We start from the raw sequence: 12316 nt of genomic DNA on the forward strand, positions 1-12316 counted from the left end.
AAAAAACCTAAAACGCTGTTAATCAAGTTTTATAGGCGGGCTTGGATGTAAAGGTGAATAGAATTAGTGCTTTTTCGGGGGGACGGGGTCATAGCCACTATGCCCCCAAGGGTGACAGCGACCAATGCGTTTAATGCCTAACCAGACTCCACGTAGAGCACCATGTACCTCAATGGCTTCGATAGTATAGGCTGAACACGTAGGTAAGTAGCGACAATTGCGACCCAACCAAGGGCTAATCGCTATTTGGTAAAAACGTACACAGCCTATTAAGATGGTTTTCACTATCTGGCCCTTTGGAACAAGCTGTCTATTTCCGTTCGCACCAAAATACGTAACTGCCGCAATGATAGGTTCGGCACTTTAGAGTGCAAGCGAACTACAAAATCGTTAGGAGGTAGATACGGACGTTGTAAACGGAAGGCTTCGCGTATTACTCGTTTAATGGTATTGCGCGTTACAGCTCGTGCCGCAAGGCGTTTAGGAATAATCAAACCTAACCGAGCAGAGTCAGCGTTTGCTGAAGATTGACGTGGTGTGTTGACAACAAACAAAGCCCCTCTTGCTATACGTCTGCCTTTTAGGGCAGAAGCGTATTCGGAGGGGCGATGTAGTCGTGCAGAGGCTGGATAGTCAGTACGCATTTAGATTGATGCGACCTGTCCAGTATGTGCCCAAAGGCACCTGCTGCCGGTTAAACAGCTAAACGCTTGCGGCCTTTGGCGCGGCGAGCGTTTAGTACGGCACGGCCGCCACGGGTTTTCATACGTAAGCGAAAACCGTGCGTGCGTTTGCGACGGGTAACTGATGGTTGATATGTGCGCTTCATGGTTAGTCCACAAATAAAAGTGCCGCCAGATAACGCCTAAAAGACCAAACCTAAGCCCCTCGCGTAAAACCTTTAAAGACACTTTAAAAGCCAATCTAAAAAGCGGTTTGACGACAAAACTAGGTTTCTGGCAACAGAAAATCTACAAAAGACTATCATTTCAGCAAGTTTTACCTGATTAGTCAATAGTAAAAGGCCAAAACAGTAGGGTTAGAGCGCATTTTATCTTAAAGAGGTAGGTTTGCGACTACAGAGTCTAAGCAAAGAGGCTGTGGATAAAAACACGGGGGTTGTGGATAAGTCTGTGGAGTAGAGGTAGAATTAAGGTTTACTATAGTGAAAAAAATGAACGATTTTTGGCTTTCTTGTGTACAACGTCTAGAGCAGGATTTACCTCCTCAGCAAATCAGTGCGTGGATTAAGCCTCTAGAGCCTATAGAGTTCGAAGAGGATACCGCCGTGCTGCGGATGTCTGCGCCCAATCGGTTTAAACTAGACTGGGTACGTAAAAACTTTTCACACCGTATCCAAGACATTGCTAGTGAGTGGTTTGGGCGTCCTATAGAGCTCCAGCTGGAACTGGCTCAATCTACAGCAGCCCCACAGCCTATGGTAACAGCCCAGGGCTTGCAGCAGGCTAGACAGCAAGAGCATAGTGCCGACCTAGAACAGCAGGACGCAATTCCTACTGTTTATACAACACCTAGTCCTGTAAGCACACCGCGACAAGCTGCGCCCTCAGAGCAGTCGCGTTTAAATCCGGACCTTAGCTTTGATAATTTCGTAACGGGTAAAGCGAATCAACTTGCACGGGCTGCGGCGCTTCAAGTCGCTGAAAATCCGGGCACGTCTTACAACCCATTGTTTTTATACGGCGGAGTTGGCTTAGGTAAAACGCATTTAATTCATGCGGTAGGCAATGCCCTTATTAGCCGAGGGCGGGGCGTTAAAGTGCGTTATGTGCATGCAGACCAATATGTATCTGATGTGGTCAAAGCCTATCAACGTAAAGCTTTTGACGAGTTTAAACAGTATTACCACTCGTTAGACCTACTGTTGATTGACGATATTCAGTTTTTTGCTGGCAAAAACCGCACCCAAGAAGAATTTTTTTACGCTTTTGAGGCCATGGTGGCACAGCGTAAGCAGATTATTATTACTTCCGACACCTACCCCAAAGAGCTGTCAAATATAGAAAGTCGGTTGATCTCACGTTTTGACTCAGGGCTGACGGTAGCAATCGAGCCGCCCGAGCTAGAAATGCGGGTCGCCATTCTTTTGCGTAAAGCCCAAAATGACGGCATGGTGATGCCTAAAGAGGTGGCTTTCTTTATAGCTAAGCACTTACGTAGCAATGTACGTGAACTCGAAGGTGCGCTACGTACAGTGGCGGCGTATGCTCGCTTTCATGAGCAAACCGAGCTGACAGTAGATATTTGTAAAGACGCACTGAAAGATCTGCTTTCTATGTCGAACGGGCAGATTTCTGTAGAAAATATTCAGAAGACCGTGGCCGATTTTTATAAAATAAAAGTTTCGGACATGTACTCTAAACGGCGTCCAGCCAATATTGCCGTGCCTAGACAAATAGCAATGTATTTGGTTAAAGAGCTAACCCAAAAAAGCTTACCGGAAATTGGCGATTTGTTTGGTGGACGTGACCACACCACCGTATTACATGCTGTGCGTAAGATTGCTGAAGCGCGTCGCTCAGACAATGAACTCAATCACTCACTTCATGTGTTAGAACAAACATTAAAAGGATAACTATGCTACTTGTAAAAGCCTCGCGCGATGCGCTGCTTAAGCCTTTAACCACTGTTGTAGGCATTGTAGAGCGTCGTCATACTTTGCCTATTTTGGCTAATATTCTGTTGCGCAAAGAAGGCAGCCGTGTGTCCTTTATTGCTACAGATCTCGAGGTGCAAATCACTACTCATGCTGATTTTGGGGTAGGGGATTCTATGCTTTCAACTACAGTGGCAGCACGCAAGCTATTAGATATTTTGCGTGCGCTACCAAGCAGTGGTGAGGTGTCCTTAACTCTAGAAGACAACAAGCTTTTAGTACAATCAGGACGTAGCCGTTTTGCTTTACAAACCATGGCAGCAGACGATTTCCCTACCCTCGTTCAGCCTGCTCAGTGGGATGTGTCTTTTGCTTTAGCGCAAAAATCACTCAAGCATTTGTTAAATTCCGTGCACTTTGCCATGGCGCAACAAGACATTCGTTATTATTTAAACGGTATGCTTTTTGTGTTTGAGCCAGGCATGGTACGCACGGTTGCTACCGATGGTCACCGTCTAGCACACCATGCCACCGAGGCGCAAAGCATTGAAGCCAAGCACGAAGTTATTGTGCCACGTAAAACTGTATTGGAAATGCAGCGTTTACTCGACGATATTGACTCGCCTGTACAGGTCGAGGTGGCCGCAGGTCAAATGCGTTTTAACTTTGATGGGGTCGAGCTAATCACCAAGCTGGTCGAGGGCAAGTTTCCCGATTACACCCGTGTGATCCCTACATCTTATACTCGTCACTTTGTGATGAACCGCGAGGCCTTGCAGGGCAGCCTACAACGCGCGGCTATTCTCACCACTGATAAATTACGTGGCGTGCGTATTCAGTTAGGTGAAAACCAAATGAAAATTTCAGCATCGAATGCAGAGCAAGAAGAGGCACGAGAAGAGCTCGAGGTAGATTACGCGTTTGAGTCCTTAGATGTGGGCTTTAACGTTAGCTATTTACTGGATGTTCTAGCAAATACAAAAACCACCGATATTCGTTGGTCAGTACAGCCGGATTCTAATGCGTCGGTATTGGTAACTCTACCCGAAGAAGATGCTTTCAAATATGTAGTTATGCCCATGCGTATTTAAAAGAACGTGATTCTTTGAACGCCTACGCTTAGCTAGAACAGCTCTAGCTGCATGACTCACTACAGGTAATATAAATACATGTCAGATCAAACTACAACGAACCAACCCGACTACGGTGCGGATTCAATTAAGATGCTTAAAGGCCTGGAGGCGGTTCGTAAACGCCCCGGCATGTACATCGGTGATACCTCCGATGGTACAGGCTTACATCACATGGTGTTTGAGGTCGTTGACAACGCAATTGACGAAGCGTTAGCCGGCTATTGTGATGATATTGTGGTCACTATTCATGCGGATAACAGCATTTCTGTACGTGATAATGGTCGCGGTATTCCCACCGATATTCACCGTGATGATGAAGAGCAGCGTAGTGCCGCAGAGATCGTAATGACCGAACTGCATGCAGGGGGTAAATTCGATCAGAACTCTTATAAAGTATCGGGCGGTTTGCACGGGGTAGGGGTTTCATGTGTAAACGCACTCTCAGAGTGGTTAGAGCTTACTATTTGGCGTAATGGTAAAGAGCACTCATTACGTTTTTCCCGAGGCGAGCGCGAGGCACCTTTATCTGTAGTAGGCGATACCGATCAAAGCGGTACCTTGGTGCGTTACTTAGCCGATTACGAGATTTTCACTGATATTAATTATCACTATGAAATTTTAGCCAAGCGCTTACGTGAACTGTCGTTCTTAAATAACGGCGTTAAAGTGCGTTTAGTGGATGAGCGCCAAGGTAAAGAAGAAGACTTTGCCTTTTTGGGTGGCGTAAAAGGTTTTGTGGAGTACATCAACAAAGGCAAAACAGTATTACACCCGAATGTATTCTCGGTCACAACCGAGTCCGAAGCAGGTGGTACTTTAGTTGGCGTTGAGATTGCTATGCAATGGAACGACAGCTACGCAGAAAACGTGCTGTGTTTTACGAATAATATTCCACAGCGCGATGGGGGCAGTCACTTGACAGGCTTGCGTGCTGCTATGACGCGGGCATTAAACAAATACATCAATGACCACGACATAGCAAAACGCGCCAAGGTTGACACTACCGGCGATGACATGCGTGAAGGCCTAGCGTGTGTGTTGTCCGTCAAAGTCCCAGAACCTAAGTTCAGTAGTCAAACCAAAGACAAGCTAGTCTCTAGCGAGGTTCGTCCTGCTGTTGAAGAGGCTGTAAGCCGTACCTTAGAAACTTGGTTATTAGAGAACCCAGCCGATGCACGGGCGGTGTGTAATAAGATCGTAGAGGCGGCACGTGCGCGTGAGGCCGCTCGTAAAGCCCGAGAGGTCACTCGTCGCAAAAGTGTGCTCGAGGGCGCAGGCTTACCTGGTAAGCTAGCCGATTGTCAGGAAAAAGACCCAGCTAAATCTGAGCTTTATATAGTCGAAGGGGACTCGGCGGGTGGTTCAGCCAAACAAGGCCGAGATCGTAAGTTCCAAGCTATTCTTCCCTTACGAGGCAAGGTACTGAACGTAGAAAAAGCCCGTTTTGATCGCCTTATTGCTAGTGAACAAATTACTACGCTGATTACCGCATTGGGTACTAGTATTGGGCCAGATTTCGACATAGAAAAACTGCGTTACCACCGTATTATTATCATGACGGATGCGGACGTGGATGGGGCACATATTCGTACCCTCTTGTTGACTTTGTTCTACCGTCAAATGCCCGAGCTAGTAGAGCGCGGTTATATTTACATTGCCCAACCTCCTCTTTACAAAGTAAAAGTAGGTCGTGATGAGCGCTATCTTAAAGATGACGCAGAGGAAGCTCAGTTTATGTTGGGCTTAGCCGTCAAAGACGCTGCGGTTTTACCTAGCGAAGGTGCCGAGCTTATTACCGGTGATGCACTCGAGGAATTGATTCGTCAGTATGTGTTGGCCGATCAGGTTATTGCACGTTTAGGGCGCTTATTTGATAGTGAAGCGTTGTCGGCTGTAGCCGAAGGGGTGCAAATTGACTTGAGCTCAGAGCAGTCGGCTCAACAGTCGGCCCAGTCTTTAGCCGATGCGTTGGTAGATCCAGCCAATCCGCATTTAGTAAAGGTGGATGCTGAGCTAAATGAAGACACAGAAATGTGGCAAGTGGTAGTACGTCGTCTACACCATGGCAATATCCGCGTCAGTGTGTTTGATAAAACTTTTATTCTTAGTGCTGATTACTTGGCGCTTAAACGTGCTGGTCAGACTTTCTTGGGCCTAGTAGGAGAGGGTGCCAAGGTGATGCGTGGTGAAGGTGAGCGTCGTAAAGAGCACGCCATTGAAGACTTCCGTGATGCGGTTCATTGGTTGCGTGCTGAAGCCGAACGTGGTGTAAGTAAACAACGTTACAAAGGCTTGGGTGAGATGAATCCCGAGCAGCTATGGGAGACCACCATGGATCCTACTGTGCGTCGTTTATTACGTGTTCAAATCGAAGACGCCATCGCTGCAGATCAGGTTTTCACCACCTTAATGGGTGATGAAGTGGAACCACGTCGTGCTTTTATTGAAACGCATGCGCTGCAAGCCGGAAATATTGATGTGTAATAGAAGTGAGTTTCTTTATTAGTTAGGTAATTTAATTAAAAAGAAATACAAAACGGACCGCTAAAAAAGCGGTCCGTTTTTAATTGTAAAAGAGGGTTTGTTGTTGTGCTCTCTATACTGTAAAGCGAGGTTTCACATGGAACACCCAGATTGAACAGCTGAACAGCAAATCTTATTTTTTTAGGGCGAGCCAGACGCTAGTAAACGAGTTTGGCTGCAATAATGGGATGGGTGTCGAGAAAGAAGATGGCCTCATCAGCTAAAAGCCAAAGAGCAGTAAATGTCATCAATAACGCCATACAACCATTAAAAATCTGCAGGCGTTTAGGTTCTTGGAGAAAGCGTTTTAGCTTAGAACCTAGCGCCGCCCAAATAAAAATACATGGAAAGTTAGTCAAAGAGTTAATTAATGCAATGCTGAAATAGTGCCCCCAGCTAGCGTTAGTTGAGCTAAATAAAATAGCAATATTAATAGCCATCAACCAAGCTTTTGGGTTGACCCACTGAAATAAAGCCATTTGCCAAAAACCCATGGGTTGTTGCTGCAGCTGGGTTTTGCTTTCTGTATTAGAAGAGCGATATAAGGCCCAAGAAAGCCATAACAAATAACTGCAGCCAACTAGAGCTAAGGGAAAGCGAAGTTCTTCGATCCAACTGAATAAAAGATGAAAGGTGCTAAGAGCAATTAAACATTGAATAGCACAGCCTATGCTAACCCCAAAACACATAGGTAGCGTGCGCCTTAGACCAAAATTAACCCCAGAGGCTGTAATCAAAAGGTTGTTAGGCCCTGGGGTAACAGACATCACAGCAATGTAATTAATAAGAGCGAAGTAATTCATGGGGTTAATACAATAAGAAAAAAAAACAAATCCAGTTTGTTAAGCATAGCGTGTCTATTGTTTTTGATACAGATGAAATTTTTAAAAAAGCGCTACGCTTCGTAATGGGCTAAAAAAACGGCAGCCTCTTCGAGTTGGTGTTCATTAAAGACACGAATATGATGACGTGTTAATAAAGCGGCTGTAACACCCATGCCAGAAATAGTGGAACCTGTGAATGAACCATCGTAAATACGAGAACTACCACACGATGGGCTGCTTTCTTTAAGAATAGCTATCGGCGTTTGATGGTGTTGAGCTAGTTCGAGGGCTAACTGTGCGCCAGACATAAAAAACGTAGTTAAGTCGTTGTGGTGCTGATCCACAATGCGTGCCTGAAAGTGCAGAATGTCCTCGCCATTGCGCTTGTTTTGTATTTCGGCAGGTGGTCGGGGGGTGGGTAGGCCTGCAGCCACTTCTGGGCAAATAGGAATTAAACGGCCTTCTTTACGCCAACGTCGGAGCAGTTCATGATCCATCTGTTTATGGCTGTGATCGTAACGAACCGGTTGGCCTAGTAAACAGGCGCTGATGAGTATAGGGGTCATAGGGCACTAGATTAAAAGCAACGAGGTGGATTTCAATCCGTTTAACTATTTAGACATACGCAATAGAGTGAATGTGGTGAAATAGGTAAACGAACATAGGTCGAGTTTGTATAAGCTCGTATAATTAAAGCAAATTCTGCTTTTATCTATTAAGTGTATTTTTCATGAAAAAAATTGTTCGAGCCAAGTTGCACGGTATTACTATTACTGGTGCTGACTTAAATTATCACGGCTCCATCACCTTAGACCCTGAAATTTGCGAACAAGCAGGCATTTTGCCTATGGAGTTTGTGGATATTTGGAATAAAGACAGCGGTGCACGTATTTCTACTTATGTTATTTATGGCAAACCAGGTTCTCGTTGCTGTATTTTAAATGGGGCGGCTGCACGCACGTGTCAACGAGGTGACCAAGTCATTATTTGTGCCACCGAATACATTGATACTCCTCAGATTTTTGATATTGAGCCGGTGGTATTGACTTTTGATGCTCAAAATAATGTGGACGAGGTCATGAGCTATCAGGTGTATGCAACGCCAGAGCATCCGTATAACTTTCGCATCAAACGTGAAGAGCGCCCAAACGGTGCTCAGCGTCAAGTCGTTAATGTGGATGTAGAGGCTTTGGCGGCTGATTTACGAGCTCGTGGTTTAAATGATCACGCCATAGCCGATATTTTGTCGTGCCATTTAAATCAGTTTGCCTCGTAATTACTACGCAGCAGCACAGCTAAAAAGCACTATTGGGGTTAGCCAATAGTGCTTTTTTTAATCGCGACCCTCTTCGACGGCATGACAAGCCACTTGGGTTTTACCCTGCATAAGCAGTTCAGGCTTTTGTTGTTTACAGCGCTCGTTGGCTAAAGGACAACGAGGATGAAATGTACAGCCAGAAGGAGGGTTTAAAGGGTTGGGCACCTCGCCTGCTACAGGAATACGCGCTTTACCAGAGCCGGTCATGTCGGGAATAGCGCCTAAGAGCATTTGTGTATAGGGATGACGTGGGGTTTTGAATAAGGTGTCGCGATCAGCTATTTCGACAATACGCCCTAAATACATAACGCCTACCCGGTCTGCTACATGATGTACCACAGCTAAGTTATGAGAAATAAATAAATAACTGAGGCCTAAGGTACTTTGCAGGTCTTTCATGAGGTTTAAAACCTGAGCTTGTACCGATACATCTAGGGCAGAGGTGGGTTCGTCACACACGATGAACTCGGGGTTTAAGGCCAGTGCTCGTGCAATGGAAATACGTTGACGCTGTCCGCCTGAGAACTGATGCGGGTAGCGGTTTTTATCGGCGGGGTTGAGGCCAACCTGTTCGAGTAACTGTCCTGCTCGATCGGCTTGCTCTTGGGCAGAAAGTTGGGTGTGGGTTTTAAGCGGTTCGGCAATAATTCGACCCACACGCCAACGTGGATTTAAGCTGGCGTAAGGGTCTTGGAAAATCATTTGCAAGCGACGGCGCATAGCATGTTTTTGACTGGGATTCATGGCAGCTAAGTCCATGCCATCAAAATGAATGCTACCGCGCGTTAAGCCATATAAACCCGCTAGTAATCGAGCAACTGTGGATTTACCGCAACCAGACTCGCCCACCAGTGCTAAGGTTTCGCCTTTATTTAAGGTGAAGCTAACACCATCCACGGCATGTAGTAACACACGAGGTTTACGGTAAATAACACGATCTAACCAAGACGGTGACACATCAAAATAGCGTGCAGCATCAGTGACTTTAACTAAGGGGGTGCTCATGCTGGCTCTCCTTCATGCAGCCAACAGGCAACTTGGCGATTTTTGATGGTGATCAGTTCAGGGCGTTCGATTTGACAGCGTGGCATCACCTCTTTGCAACGAGGGTTAAATGCACAGCCTGGAGGAATCGCATTTAAACGCGGCATGCTGCCTGGAATTTGTTCTAAACGCGATAAATTGCGGTGAATATCAGGAATAGAACGCATGAGTCCGGCTGTATAAGGATGCAAAGGGCGCTGGATTACGTCTTGTACGGGACCTACTTCAATAATGCGTCCTGCATACATAACGGCAACACGGTCTGCGGTTTCGGCAATTACACCCATATCATGCGTAATGAGCATGACCGAAGTACCGTGCTCTTTACAGAGTTTTTTCAGTAAGTCGATAATTTGGGCTTGGATGGATACGTCTAAAGCCGTGGTGGGCTCATCGGCCACAATCAGCTTTGGTTCAGCTGCCAAGGCTAAGGCAATAACCACCCGTTGCCGCATGCCCCCAGAAAACTGATGGGGGTAGTGGTTAATGCGTTCGCGTGCTGCTGGAATACCAGTGGATTCAAGCAGCTCTATAGCGCGTTCTTGGGCTTGTGTTTGGCTGAGACTGAGGTGGGTTTGAATGGTTTCAACCAATTGTTGACCCACCGTGTAAAGAGGGTTGAGTGAGGTTAAGGGATCTTGGAAAATAGCCCCAATTTCTTTGCCTCGTAGCTGACGCATTTGCTCTTCGGGCAAATTATCAATGCGTTTGCCATTAAAATGGATTTCCCCGCTAGCAATACGACCTGGTGGGTCAAGCAGGCGAATAATAGAGCTACCCGTCAGGGATTTGCCTGCACCAGATTCGCCGACTACGCCTAAAACCTCGCCGCTATTGATATGGAAAGAGACATCGTTTAAAGCGGTGAGAACCCCACGACGGGTGGGGAACTCAACGTTAAGATGTTTGACTTCGAGTAAGGCGCTCATATTAGTTCAGTCGTGGGTTAAGCGCATCGCGCAACCAATCACCAAGTAAGTTCACAGAAAGAACTAGCAGAATTAATACTAGTCCCGGAAAAATGGTGATCCACCATTCACCAGAAAAAAGGAAATCATTGCCAACACGTATTAGTGTGCCCAGAGAAGGGGAAGTGGGTGGTACCCCTACACCTAAAAAGGATAAGGTGGCTTCGGTGATAATGGCGGTAGCCAAATGCACTGTTGCCAGAACTAGTACTGGACCCAATACGTTAGGTAAGACATGGCTAAACATAATTCTAGAGCCCGATACCCCAATAACTTTAGCTGCTTGAACGTATTCTTTGTTTTTTTCTACTAAAGTAGAACCCCGTACAGTACGGGCGTACTGCGGCCAGCCGGCTAGTGCAATAGCCCCAACCAGAACAGGGAAAGCAATTACATCAAGCAGGTTTTGCGGCACAGCGGCACGAGCTACACCATCAATAAGCAAAGCAATAAGAATGGCGGGAAAAGATAGCTGCACATCTGCAACGCGCATAATAAAAGCATCGATACGGCCACCGGCATAACCGGCAATAAGGCCCAAGGCAATCCCTACCACCATGGATAAAAAAACGGAGGCAAACCCGATCATGAGGGAGATACGGGTGCCATACATGAGTGATGATAATAGATCGCGTCCTTGGCTGTCGGTGCCCAGTAAATAGGTGCTAAGGCCGTTTTGTTCCCATGCCGGAGGTAATAGAGCATCAATAAGATTAACCGAGGCCAAATCAAATGGATTATGCGGCGCAATCCATGGTGCACCAAAAGCACCCACAAAAAGTATTAAGGTCATTAAAGTAGCAAATATAGCTACGGGAGAATGCCGCCATGACCAAGCCAGATCGCTATCCCAAAAGTGTGCTAAGCGGCTCATTATTGGGCACCTCTATTCATGCTAATACGTAAACGAGGGTCGACCGCAAAATACAATAAATCCACAATTAAGTTGATACAGACAAAAACCAGCGCAATTAAGCAAAGATATGCTGCCATGACAGGCACATCAGCAAATTGGACGGCTTGGATAAAGAGTAAACCCATACCCGGCCATTGGAAAACGGTTTCAGTGACAATGGCAAAAGCAATGATGCCACCTAACTGTAGGCCAGTAATGGTAATGACAGGGACCATGGTGTTTTTCAAAGCATGACCAAAATGAATGGCACGCTGGCTAAGACCACGGGCTCGGGCAAATTTAATGTAATCGGTACGCAAGACTTCGAGCATCTCTGAACGAACTAAGCGCAGGATTAAGGTGAGCTGAAAGAGTGAAAGCGTAATAGCAGGCAAAATAAGATGACGCCAGCCATCGATACTGAATAAGCCGGTGCTCCACCAACCAATATAGGTGACTTCGCCGCGACCATAACTAGGTAGCCAGCCTAGCTGCACTGACATAACGAGTATTAGTAAAATACCGATCAAAAACGTGGGCAAAGAGATACCCAGTAAGGAGAACGCTAAAATGGCTTGAGAAATAAACCCATTTCGTTTTAAAGCGGTATAGACCCCTAAAGGCAAACCTACCACTAAGGCCATGATAGCAGCCACTACTGAAAGCTCTACCGTTGCGGGTAAGCGGTCTTTGAGCAGTTCAGACACACTTTGTCCTTGGCGCAAGGAAAGCCCAAACTCGCCCTGTACAGCATTTTGTACAAAATGCCAAAACTGGACTAAAGCGGATTGATCTAGACCAAGACTAGTACGTAATGCAGCGCGATCAGCGTCTGTGGCGTCTTGGCCCAACATAATGGTGACTGGGTCACCAATATATCTAAATAAAATAAACGCTAATAAGCTGACGGCCAACATGACCAGTACAGCTTGAAATAAGCGTCGAATAATAAATACCAACATAGGGGCGACTTGTGGGCTTAGACGATCAGCCT

13 protein-coding genes are annotated in these 12316 nt (G+C 46.2%); 4 read left to right on the top strand and 9 right to left on the bottom strand.

Translation table 11 applies throughout. The annotated features are described in order from the left end of the window. Positions 1 to 63 precede the first annotated feature (63 nt). The 3 genes from yidD to rpmH are packed head-to-tail and all read right to left on the bottom strand — an operon-like array spanning position 64 to position 829. On the bottom strand, positions 64 to 288 hold the full coding sequence (gene yidD, locus ACBP46_RS00165) for a membrane protein insertion efficiency factor YidD (protein WP_371015397.1): 225 nt from the start codon (positions 286 to 288) through the stop codon (positions 64 to 66). Next, positions 285 to 644, bottom strand: coding sequence for a ribonuclease P protein component (gene rnpA, locus ACBP46_RS00170; RefSeq protein ID WP_371014723.1), 360 nt, complete (start codon positions 642 to 644; stop codon positions 285 to 287). The genes yidD and rnpA overlap by 4 nt, the downstream gene beginning before the upstream one ends. A 50-nt stretch (positions 645 to 694) precedes the next feature. After that, a complete protein-coding gene (gene rpmH / locus ACBP46_RS00175; protein ID WP_077734131.1) occupies positions 695 to 829 on the bottom strand; it encodes a 50S ribosomal protein L34 in 135 nt (44 codons plus the stop codon). Positions 830 to 1174: 345 nt separating this feature from the next. On the opposite strand from rpmH, the gene dnaA reads away from it, so the two are divergent. The 3 genes from dnaA to gyrB all read left to right on the top strand — a co-directional run bounded on the left by dnaA (position 1175) and on the right by gyrB (position 6234). Next, positions 1175 to 2596: a chromosomal replication initiator protein DnaA gene (gene dnaA, locus ACBP46_RS00180; protein WP_371014724.1), complete on the top strand. Its 1422-nt coding sequence runs from the start codon at positions 1175 to 1177 to the stop codon at positions 2594 to 2596. Between the two features lie 2 nt (positions 2597 to 2598). Next, positions 2599 to 3708: a DNA polymerase III subunit beta gene (gene dnaN, locus ACBP46_RS00185; protein ID WP_371014725.1), complete on the top strand. Its 1110-nt coding sequence runs from the start codon at positions 2599 to 2601 to the stop codon at positions 3706 to 3708. 78 nt (positions 3709 to 3786) lie between these two features. Continuing rightward, a complete protein-coding gene (gene gyrB, locus ACBP46_RS00190) occupies positions 3787 to 6234 on the top strand; it encodes a DNA topoisomerase (ATP-hydrolyzing) subunit B (protein ID WP_371014726.1) in 2448 nt (815 codons plus the stop codon). Positions 6235 to 6431: 197 nt separating this feature from the next. Here gyrB and ACBP46_RS00195 read toward each other — a convergent pair whose 3' ends face one another. Together ACBP46_RS00195 and ACBP46_RS00200 are read right to left on the bottom strand one after the other, a co-directional pair. Then, positions 6432 to 7076, bottom strand: coding sequence for a LysE family translocator (locus ACBP46_RS00195; RefSeq protein ID WP_371014727.1), 645 nt, complete (start codon positions 7074 to 7076; stop codon positions 6432 to 6434). 92 nt (positions 7077 to 7168) lie between these two features. After that, complete coding sequence (locus ACBP46_RS00200; protein ID WP_371014728.1) at positions 7169 to 7663, bottom strand: DUF523 domain-containing protein; 495 nt, start codon at positions 7661 to 7663, stop codon at positions 7169 to 7171. Positions 7664 to 7827: 164 nt separating this feature from the next. Between ACBP46_RS00200 and panD the strand changes: the two genes are divergently transcribed. Beyond that, entirely contained in the window at positions 7828 to 8373 is a 546-nt protein-coding gene (gene panD / locus ACBP46_RS00205) for an aspartate 1-decarboxylase (RefSeq protein WP_371014729.1), read from the top strand. 57 nt (positions 8374 to 8430) lie between these two features. On the opposite strand, the gene ACBP46_RS00210 is transcribed toward panD, so the two are convergent. Genes ACBP46_RS00210 through ACBP46_RS00225 form a run of 4 tightly spaced genes read right to left on the bottom strand, consistent with a single transcriptional unit; the run spans position 8431 to position 12284 of the window. Then, a complete protein-coding gene (locus ACBP46_RS00210; RefSeq protein WP_371014730.1) occupies positions 8431 to 9420 on the bottom strand; it encodes an ABC transporter ATP-binding protein in 990 nt (329 codons plus the stop codon). Next, complete coding sequence (locus ACBP46_RS00215; RefSeq protein WP_371014731.1) at positions 9417 to 10388, bottom strand: ABC transporter ATP-binding protein; 972 nt, start codon at positions 10386 to 10388, stop codon at positions 9417 to 9419. Before ACBP46_RS00215 ends, ACBP46_RS00210 begins: the two co-directional genes overlap by 4 nt. A 1-nt stretch (position 10389) precedes the next feature. Beyond that, a complete protein-coding gene (locus ACBP46_RS00220; protein WP_371014732.1) occupies positions 10390 to 11301 on the bottom strand; it encodes an ABC transporter permease in 912 nt (303 codons plus the stop codon). Beyond that, a complete protein-coding gene (locus ACBP46_RS00225; protein ID WP_371014733.1) occupies positions 11301 to 12284 on the bottom strand; it encodes an ABC transporter permease in 984 nt (327 codons plus the stop codon). The genes ACBP46_RS00220 and ACBP46_RS00225 overlap by 1 nt, the downstream gene beginning before the upstream one ends. Positions 12285 to 12316 lie beyond the last annotated feature (32 nt).

Source organism: Paenalcaligenes hominis, assembly GCF_041359055.1.
Classification (GTDB): domain Bacteria; phylum Pseudomonadota; class Gammaproteobacteria; order Burkholderiales; family Burkholderiaceae_B; genus Paenalcaligenes; species Paenalcaligenes hominis_A.

Excerpts from the sequence above, each read along its gene's own strand:
- rnpA (WP_371014723.1), bottom strand. The coding sequence starts at position 644 with ATGCGTACTGACTATCCAGCCTCTGCACGACTACATCGCCCCTCCGAA.
- rpmH (WP_077734131.1), bottom strand. The coding sequence starts at position 829 with ATGAAGCGCACATATCAACCATCAGTTACCCGTCGCAAACGCACGCAC.
- dnaA (WP_371014724.1), top strand. The coding sequence starts at position 1,175 with ATGAACGATTTTTGGCTTTCTTGTGTACAACGTCTAGAGCAGGATTTA.
- dnaN (WP_371014725.1), top strand. The coding sequence starts at position 2,599 with ATGCTACTTGTAAAAGCCTCGCGCGATGCGCTGCTTAAGCCTTTAACC.
- gyrB (WP_371014726.1), top strand. The coding sequence starts at position 3,787 with ATGTCAGATCAAACTACAACGAACCAACCCGACTACGGTGCGGATTCA.
- ACBP46_RS00195 (WP_371014727.1), bottom strand. The coding sequence starts at position 7,076 with ATGAATTACTTCGCTCTTATTAATTACATTGCTGTGATGTCTGTTACC.
- ACBP46_RS00200 (WP_371014728.1), bottom strand. The coding sequence starts at position 7,663 with ATGACCCCTATACTCATCAGCGCCTGTTTACTAGGCCAACCGGTTCGT.
- panD (WP_371014729.1), top strand. The coding sequence starts at position 7,828 with ATGAAAAAAATTGTTCGAGCCAAGTTGCACGGTATTACTATTACTGGT.
- ACBP46_RS00210 (WP_371014730.1), bottom strand. The coding sequence starts at position 9,420 with ATGAGCACCCCCTTAGTTAAAGTCACTGATGCTGCACGCTATTTTGAT.
- ACBP46_RS00215 (WP_371014731.1), bottom strand. The coding sequence starts at position 10,388 with ATGAGCGCCTTACTCGAAGTCAAACATCTTAACGTTGAGTTCCCCACC.
- ACBP46_RS00220 (WP_371014732.1), bottom strand. The coding sequence starts at position 11,301 with ATGAGCCGCTTAGCACACTTTTGGGATAGCGATCTGGCTTGGTCATGG.
- ACBP46_RS00225 (WP_371014733.1), bottom strand. The coding sequence starts at position 12,284 with ATGTTGGTATTTATTATTCGACGCTTATTTCAAGCTGTACTGGTCATG.